Source organism: Mesorhizobium sp. M1A.F.Ca.IN.020.04.1.1 (assembly GCF_003997315.1).
GTDB lineage: Bacteria > Pseudomonadota > Alphaproteobacteria > Rhizobiales > Rhizobiaceae > Mesorhizobium.
The window spans coordinates 56,385-64,289 of the sequence record NZ_RZSN01000010.1 but is presented as its reverse complement, the minus strand read 5'-3'; the positions used below and the strand labels follow the sequence as shown (position 1 = coordinate 64,289).

The window sequence follows — 7,905 nt, the reverse complement described above, 5'->3', positions numbered from 1 at the left end:
TCGCGAAACAAGCGGATATATTGGAGTATCTCAGTGCGGGCCATATCTGAACTCGCCGAGTTCGTTAGCAGCTACCCAGGAAGTGCACTGCCTGCGGCGACACGGCGTACAATCTCGTTGCTCATATTAGACCTTATCGGTGCCACGGCTGCGGGCCTGCGATCGCCATTAGCTGATGCTGCCAGAAAATCGGCACTGGAAGCCTATGGCGAAGGCCCGATCAGCATTTGGTTGACTGAAAATCCTTCTAGTGTGGTCGGCGCCGCGATGGCCAACAGCGCTGCGGCAAGCGCGCTGGACATCGATGACGGTCATCGCGGCGCAGCAGGCCACGCTGGTGCCGGCGTTATTCCCGCCGCCTTGGCAGTGGCTCAGGCTGTTGATTCGTCTGTGGCCGAGACGATGGTTGCAATTGCGCTCGGATACGAAATCGGTCTGCGAATCGCGAGCTCTCGTCCGGTTGCGGCAATCGATACGTATGCGACTGGACGCTGGGTCGGCTACGGGGCTGCGGCTGCAGCTAGCCGTCTCTTGGGTTTGAGTGCCACGGAAACCGCTCATGCGTTAGGTATTGCCGGATCCGAAGGACCAATCGTCTTCTTAACCGCAAACTCCAAATTCGAGGGCAGCACGATCAAGGAAGGGATTCCCCCTGCCGTGGTTGCAGGTATCACCGCCGCCTATCGCGCACGGGCAGCCGCAACCGGACCTCTTGACCTTCTCGATGACGACGACCGTTTCACCCGCCATGTCCTGACAAGCAATCTTGGGTCGTCGTGGGAAGTTGAAAAATGCTATCTTAAGCCATATGCATGCTGCCGCTACATCCACGCAGCTATCGATGCGATACTTGCGATGCGTCGCGATGGGCAAGATATCCGCAAGCTGCGGATCGAAACTTTCCCACAAGCGATGCGCCTTGCAAACGAGCGCGCCCCCAGCACCTTGGAGGGGGCTCAATACAGCTTCTATTTTAGTTGCGCACTGGCCGCTTTGTACGGGCGGGAAGCCCTACAGCCTGTTCAACCTGAACGTCTCACTGACGTACGCGTCATTGAGTTGGCCGGACGTATTGAGCTTGAAGCGTCCTCCGATTTCGCTTCGGCGTTTCCAGCCGAAACGCCAGCCCGCGTTGTCATGGATCAAGGAAAAGGGCAGGAAGAAATGATTGTACGACACCCCCTTGGAGATGTCCTACGCCCTTTATCGACCGATCAGATCTGGGAGAAATTCAAGGGCCTCAGCAGAGAGAACGTTCACCCGCGGTGGCAGGACGAGATCCTCTCGGCAATAGGCAACCTCGAAACGGCAGGCCTTGGGCCCCTTCTGGATGCCCTCTCTCGACGGGGCAGGCGATATGCCGAAGAAGACGCCGCGCGTGAACTGGCCCGATCTTCCGAAGCGTTCCAGTGATTCGTCGAGACGGACGGGCAAGCACATACCTGGTATCCAAACGGCCAAGGCCGCTATGGTCTCGGAAGATTTTCCTGAGGCGGGTTGGGGGAGTGTCATGTAGCCCTGCTCTCGTCGACGATATGTCGAAGATTGTCGATGCCGTCTGGATGAAGACGAGGACAGCTTCGCTTTATTCGGCGACCAGATTGCCAAGTAGGCGCTCAGGCCATCCTCTTGCGAGAACATCTCGGCTCGAGGAATTGCGTAAAAAGTTTTCGTCTGGCCGACGAGAAGCTCGAGGTTGTGGAGACCTTTCCTAGTCTACACTTGACCGCCCCCCAAAATGCGTCCTGGCGTGATAATTTTCGCTATGGCGGCGCTGTTTGCGGTGGGTTGCGGGACCCACGCCGAAATGGGCCTGAAAGGCCCGTGAGAAATGACTGCGGTTGGAAAAGCCTGTGGCCAGCGCGACTTCGACGAGCGGCAGGTTTGACTGTTGGAGAATCTCGTCGGCCTTCTCCAACCGTAAAGACCGATAGAACTGCATCACGCTCTGTCCTAACTGTTCCGTTGCCAACCGCTCTAATTGCCGCATCCCAATACCACTCAAGTGTACCAGATCGTCCAGCTTCAGCGGGTCCGCAATGTGGCTTGTCATCAATTGCACCATGGCGACCAGAGCGGGATGGCGCAGATCGTACCTGCGTATTGGGTCCAATTGCTGAGGGGCCTCGGCCTGCCGGATGCCGGTATGGATGAACCAATCGCTGACCGCACGGGCCAATTCCACACCGTGATCTGAAGCGATCAGCGCATGGGTCATGTCTAGGGGGGCCATGCCGCCCGCGCAGGTGAAGCGGTCACGATCGATGACGAACAGCCGCCGTTCGATGAGTGCGTCGGGATACATCTCCCGCATTGCATCAATGTGCTGCCAGTGAATTGTGAACCGGCGTGACGACATCACACCCGCTGCCGCCAGGATTGCCGCTCCGCCTGAGATTCCGCCCAAAGGCACACCCGACCGGGCGAGACGGCGCAGCCAAGCGAGGATCCTGTCGTCTCGATAGGTGAGCGGGTTGCCGCCGGCGACGACGAAGAGAATATCGAAATCAGTGCCTGCTTGTGAAACAGGTTCGGTCTCGAACGCGCCCGAGACGGAACTGCGCATCCACCCGCCCTTGGCCGACATGAAGTTCAGATCGTAAACAATCCGCCCGCTAAGCAGGTTGGCGGCGCGCAGCGGCTCGACCGCGGAGGCTGCGGACATCAGGGCATAGCCTTCGATCAGCAGGAAACCGTATCGCCGCGGGCTGCCGAGATTCCCGTCAATCATCCCGTTGAAAATCCTATCATCCACATCGTTCGCCCATGTCCGGCAAAAGCACACATGAGTCAATTTTGAAAACACCTCACTGCCCTTGCCGTGACATAGTCTCGGCGGTCCAAGGAGTACTTGATATGAAGTTTTCCGGATTCCGCATCTTTGCTGAAGCGCTCAAGGGTCACACCGGGTGGCGGCCGCTCTGGCGCAACCCTGAGCCCAAGCCCGCCTATGACTACGTGATCATCGGCGGGGGCGGTCACGGCTTGGCGACAGCGTATTATTTGGCCAAGAGTTTCGGGCGATCCCGTATCGCCGTGCTGGAGAAGGGTTGGCTCGGATCCGGGAATGTCGGGCGAAACACGACGATCATCCGGTCGAACTACCTGCTTGCTGGCAACGAGCCCTTCTATGAGTTCTCGATGAAGCTCTGGGAAGGACTGGAGCAGGAACTCAACTTCAACGCTATGGTTTCCCAGCGCGGCATCATCAACCTGTTTCATACGGATGCACAGCGTGATGCCTTCCGCCGCCGCGGCAACTCCATGATGCTAGCAGGTGCGGGCGCCCGGCTGCTAGGTCGAGAGGAACTGCGCGCCATGGTTCCGTTCCTGAACTACGAGAACGCGCGCTTCCCGATCAAAGGTGGCCTGATGCAGCCGCGTGCCGGCACCGCGCGGCACGACGGCGTGGCCTGGGGCTATGCGCGCGGGGCCGACAGCCACGGCGTGGACCTGATCCAGAATTGCGAGGTGACCGGTTTCCGGCTCGATCGCGGCAAGGTGCGTGGCGTGGAGACATCGCGCGGCTATATCGACGCCGACAAGGTCGGGGTGGCGGTGGCGGGGTCCTCGGGCCGCGTTATGGCAATGGCTGGAATGCGGCTTCCGATCGAAAGCCATGTCTTGCAGGCCTTCGTCACGGAGGGGCTCAAACCCACCATTCCCGGTGTGATCACGTTCGGGGCAGGCCATTTCTACATCAGCCAGTCCGACAAGGGCGGACTTGTCTTCGGCGGCGATATCGACGGCTACAATTCCTTTGCCCAACGCGGAAACCTGCCGGTGGTAGAGGACGTCGCCGAAGGCGGTATGGCGCTGATGCCGATGATCGGGCGGGCGAGGCTGCTGCGCATGTGGGGGGGGGTGGTGGACATGTCGATGGACGGTTCGCCGATCATCGACCGCACGCAAATTGATGGCCTCTATTTCAACGGCGGCTGGTGCTATGGCGGCTTCAAAGCGACGCCTGCCAGCGGCTATGCCTTCGCCCATCTTCTTGCCACCGGCGCACCCCACGAGACCGCGCGCGCCTACCGCATCGACCGTTTCGCACGCGGCCATGTGGTTGACGAGCGCGGCGCCGGTGCCCAGCCCAATCTCCACTGAGGCGGTCCAATGCTGATCCCACATCCACTTCTGGGCCCGCGCGATGCGCAGGAATTCACCTATCTGGGCGACGCGCGGCTCATCGACCGTCCAGACCCCTCCGCGCCCGATGCCGAGGCCGCTTTTTGCGATTACGTCTTCCTGCGCGACAACCCGGCGGGCGTGCACCGCGAACTGTGGTTCCACGAGCAGGGCGACCGGTCATGGCTGGTGGTCACGCGCGACACGGTCACCCATGAAGTCCTCGGTGCGGAGCTGGCCCGCAATGTCGCCCTTTCGCGGACGAGGTGCGGCAAATGACACGGCTAACCGGAGGGCTGATCGACCGCTCGCAGACCTTGAACTTCAGTTTCGACGGCAAGCGCTACCAGGGCCATCCCGGCGACACGCTCGCCTCGGCGCTGCTGGCCAATGGCGTTCGTCTGATGGGCCGCAGCTTCAAGTATCACCGCCCGCGCGGGGTTCTCTCGGCCGGTTCGGAAGAACCGAACGCTCTCGTCGAACTGCGAACGGGGGCACGGCAGGAGCCGAACACGCGAGCCGCGGTGGTGGAGCTGTTCGAAGGGCTGGAGGCGCGAAGCCAGAACCGCTGGCCTTCGCTCGGATTCGACGCACTGGCGATAAATGACTTGTTGTCGCCCTTCTTGACGGCCGGCTTCTACTACAAGACTTTCATGTGGCCGAAGGGCTTCTGGGAAAAGCTTTACGAGCCGGCGATCCGCAGGGCGGCAGGCCTCGGGCGCCTTTCAATGCAGGCCGACCCGGATACATACGACAAGGGTTTCCTGCATTGCGACTTTTTGGTCATCGGCGGGGGGGCGGCCGGGCTTGCTGCGGCGCTGACGGCGGCACGCGCGGGCGCACGTGTGATTTTGGCCGACGAGGATTTCCGCCTGGGCGGGCGGCTTCTGTCCGAGACGGGAACGCTGGACGGAGGGCAAGCCACCGACTGGGTCTCAGCGTTGGAGGCTGAATTCGAGAGCCTGCCGAATATTCGCGTGATGCGTCGCACCACGGTTTTCGGGGTCTATGACCACGGCATCTATGGCGCGGTGGAAAGCGTGTCCGATCATCTCCCAGAGGCGAGCGGGCGTGTGCGCCAGACACTCTGGCGTATCACGGCGAAGCGCGCGGTACTGGCGGCGGGCGCGACAGAGCGGCCCATCGCCTTTGCCGACAATGACCGTCCCGGGATCATGTTGGCCGGCGCGATGCGAACTTACGCCAATCGCTGGGCGGCATGCCCGTCCGAGACGGTCGCCGTCTTCACCAATAACGATGACGGTCATCGCACCGCGCGCGATCTGGCCGCCAAGGATGTCCAGATCGCCGCCGTCATCGACGCGCGCCCCGAGGCGAAGGCTCGCGGTGACTACCGACTGATCGCGGGGGGCATGGTGACTGGCTCACGCGGCCGGCTTGGCCTGAAGTCGATCGAGGTTCAGGCAAACGGCAGGTCCGAATGGATTGAGTGCGGCGCGCTCGGGGTCTCTGGCGGCTGGAACCCGAATGTGCATCTCTTTTCGCATCATCGCGGTCGGCCTATTTGGAATGAATCGCTGCAGGCGTTCCTGCCTGGGGAGGATGGTCCTCCAGGATTAATTCCGGCAGGTGCGGCGGCGGCCAATTTTTCCACCGCCGACGCCTTGCGTTCCGGCGCGCAAGCCGCAAAGCGTGCGATGGACGAACTTGGAATCGCCGCATCGTCGCCCGATTTGCCGCGCGCGGAGGAGGCAGACTACAAGGTTGCGCCCGTGTTCAATGTACCCGGCAAGAAGCGCGCCTGGGTCGATTTCCAGAATGACGTGACGGTGAAGGACATCAAGCTCGCCCATGCCGAGAACATGCGGCCGGTAGAGCATCTGAAACGCTACACGACTCTGGGCATGGCGACGGACCAAGGCAAAACCGCAAATGTGACCGGTCTTGCCGTGATGGCGGAGCTGACCGGGAGAACGATCCCGGAAACTGGAACAACGATTTTCCGCCCGCCTTACATTCCAGTGACGCTCTCGGTCCTGGGCGGCGGCGATATAGGGCGGCATTATAGACCACGCCGCCTCACACCCACCAATCACTGGGCCGAGGGGCAGGGCGCCGTGTTCGTCGAGGTCGGCCAGTGGATGCGCGCGCAATATTTCCCGCGAGCGGGCGAAACGCATTGGCGCCAGAGCGTGGACCGCGAGGCCGGGGCCGTGCGCAGCGCGGTGGGCCTGTGTGACGTGACCACGCTCGGCAAGATTGATGTCCAGGGCGCGGACGCGGGCGAGTTTCTCAACCGCCTTTACTGCAACATCATGGCCACGCTGAAAGTCGGCCGTGTCCGCTACGGGCTTATGCTGCGCGAAGACGGATTTGCCTATGACGACGGCACCTGCGCGCGGCTGGCCGAGGATCATTATGTGGTCACCACGACGACTGCCAACGCCGGTCTGGTCTATCGCAACATGGAATTCGCGCGGCAATGTCTGTGGTCGGACCTCGACGTCCAGCTCATCTCCACGACCGATGCGTGGGCACAGATCGCGGTCGCCGGGCCGAAGTCGCGCGCTCTGCTCGCCCGCATCGTTGACGGGTTCGACCTGTCGAACGAGGCCTTCCCCTTCATGGCCTGCGCGGAACTCACCGTCTGCGACGGCCTTCGCGCGCGGCTCTTCCGGATCTCCTTCTCGGGCGAACTCGCCTATGAAGTTGCGGTTCCCGCACGCTTCGGCCACGCATTGATAGAGCGGCTGATGGAACTGGGAGCCGATCTTGGAGCGACGCCCTATGGCACCGAGGCTCTGGGCGTGCTGCGGATCGAGAAGGGCCACGCCGCCGGCCCCGAATTGAGCGGACAGACGACGGCCGCCATGGTCGGACTTGGCAGTATGGTGTCGCAGAAGAAGGATTCCGTCGGCGCTGTGATGTCGCGGCGCGGGGGCCTTGCGGGCGACAGGCGACGCCTGGTGGGGCTGCGGCCCGTCGATCCGGCCGGGAAGGTGGTCAGCGGCTCGCATCTTTTTGCGGAAGGCGCACCGCGGAAATGCGATACCGATCAGGGCTGGGTCACCTCGGCCTGCTACAGCCCGCATGTCCGCTCGATGATCGGGCTCGGATTCCTAGAAAAGGGCGATGAACGGCTGGGCGAGGTAATCGTGGCTGCGAACCCGCTCGAAGGTGAAAGCGCGCGCCTGCTGGTCGTGCCTGCCTGTTTCGTCGACCCCGAGGGAGAACGTCTTCGTGAGTGAGCTGATACCCATCACGGCGCTCGGTGCCGCACTACCACGCCTCGCTTCGTTCGGGGCGTTGGAGATTCGGGAGAACGTTGGTCTGGCGCTTGCCTCTCTGGCGCTGCGCCGCGGGACCATTGGGCCTAGGCCCTTCGGGCTCACTCTGCCAGGACCAGGCCGCTGGATTGCGGGGCAGGGGGTTGCCGCGCTGTGGACCGGGCCGGATCAGTGGATGATCGAGTATGAAGGCCGCGCCGATCTGGGTTTTGCCGCCGAGCTCAAGCAATTCGCCGCCGGCTGCTCGGTGACCGAGCAGACCGATGGCTGGGTCGCTTTCGAGATTGTATTGCGGGCCGGGTCAAGGCCTCTCGAGGCATTGCTTTCGAAGCTTGTCAACATCGATCTCGCGGACTTTGGCCCAGGTCGCGCGAGGCGTACCGGCATTGAGCATATGAGCTGTTTCGTCATCCGCCGCAGCGAAGCTCATGTCGCCGTTCTGGGGGCGCGGTCATCCGCCGCATCGCTCTGGCACGCGCTGGAAACAGCGGCGAAGCGGCTGGAACGAAAATAACATGACCGGCCACGT

Annotated in this window: 6 protein-coding genes; 5 read left to right on the top strand and 1 reads right to left on the bottom strand. The window is 62.1% G+C overall.

Features of this window, described 5'->3' with window-relative positions:
• Window positions 1-1,413 (top strand): MmgE/PrpD family protein (locus tag EOA49_RS04340; RefSeq protein ID WP_348626857.1); only part of this gene is annotated, 1,413 nt, incomplete at its 5' end.
• 298 nt (window positions 1,414-1,711) lie between these two features.
• On the opposite strand, the gene EOA49_RS04335 is transcribed toward EOA49_RS04340, so the two are convergent.
• Complete coding sequence (locus EOA49_RS04335; protein WP_206519992.1) at window positions 1,712-2,731, bottom strand: GlxA family transcriptional regulator; 1,020 nt, start codon at window positions 2,729-2,731, stop codon at window positions 1,712-1,714.
• Window positions 2,732-2,856: 125 nt separating this feature from the next.
• Between EOA49_RS04335 and EOA49_RS04330 the strand changes: the two genes are divergently transcribed.
• The 4 genes from EOA49_RS04330 to EOA49_RS04315 are packed head-to-tail and all read left to right on the top strand — an operon-like array spanning window position 2,857 to window position 7,890.
• A complete protein-coding gene (locus EOA49_RS04330) occupies window positions 2,857-4,107 on the top strand; it encodes a sarcosine oxidase subunit beta family protein (protein ID WP_127243071.1) in 1,251 nt (416 codons plus the stop codon).
• A 9-nt stretch (window positions 4,108-4,116) separates the two neighbouring features.
• Window positions 4,117-4,407 carry a sarcosine oxidase subunit delta gene (locus tag EOA49_RS04325; protein ID WP_127239372.1) on the top strand — a complete coding sequence of 97 codons (291 nt, stop codon included), beginning with the start codon at window positions 4,117-4,119 and terminating at the stop codon, window positions 4,405-4,407.
• Complete coding sequence (locus EOA49_RS04320; protein WP_127239371.1) at window positions 4,404-7,337, top strand: sarcosine oxidase subunit alpha family protein; 2,934 nt, start codon at window positions 4,404-4,406, stop codon at window positions 7,335-7,337. The genes EOA49_RS04325 and EOA49_RS04320 overlap by 4 nt, the downstream gene beginning before the upstream one ends.
• Window positions 7,267-7,890, top strand: a complete 624-nt coding sequence (locus tag EOA49_RS04315; protein WP_245460519.1) for a sarcosine oxidase subunit gamma — start codon at window positions 7,267-7,269, stop codon at window positions 7,888-7,890. Before EOA49_RS04320 ends, EOA49_RS04315 begins: the two co-directional genes overlap by 71 nt.
• The last annotated feature ends 15 nt before the right edge of the window (window positions 7,891-7,905 follow it).

What these genes read in the sequence shown, in the direction of transcription:
- EOA49_RS04335 (WP_206519992.1), bottom strand. Translation starts at nt 2,731, where the DNA reads ATGATTGACGGGAATCTCGGCAGCCCGCGGCGATACGGTTTCCTGCTG.
- EOA49_RS04330 (WP_127243071.1), top strand. Translation starts at nt 2,857, where the DNA reads ATGAAGTTTTCCGGATTCCGCATCTTTGCTGAAGCGCTCAAGGGTCAC.
- EOA49_RS04325 (WP_127239372.1), top strand. Translation starts at nt 4,117, where the DNA reads ATGCTGATCCCACATCCACTTCTGGGCCCGCGCGATGCGCAGGAATTC.
- EOA49_RS04320 (WP_127239371.1), top strand. Translation starts at nt 4,404, where the DNA reads ATGACACGGCTAACCGGAGGGCTGATCGACCGCTCGCAGACCTTGAAC.